The following is a 266-nucleotide window of genomic DNA, read 5'->3' on the forward strand; positions in this document are numbered from 1 at the left end:
CCAAACAACCAAGGGCAACAAGATCAGAAAGGGGTCGTCAAGACACTCGAGATCACAACAGGCTCAACCTCAGGACTAAAATCTGGGGATACCCTTGAGGTCACGGTAACAGCAACAGATACCTTTGGTAACGGCATCAAAGGGTTAGACAAAAATAACCTTCACTTAGGCAGCCTAAAAGGCGATACCTTAAATTGGGTCGATAACAATGATGGCAGCTACACCGCTCAGGTGCCACTCAAAGACCTCGGCAATATCGATGTAAC

Annotated in this window: 1 protein-coding gene; it reads left to right on the plus strand. The window is 47.0% G+C overall.

Translation table 11 applies throughout. The annotated features are described in order from the left end of the window. A partial coding sequence (locus AC4IFT_RS22525) for a hypothetical protein (protein ID WP_490752963.1) occupies window positions 1–266 on the plus strand: 266 nt, incomplete at both ends.

The sequence above is a fragment of the Providencia sp. UF-183 genome (genome assembly GCF_058246155.1).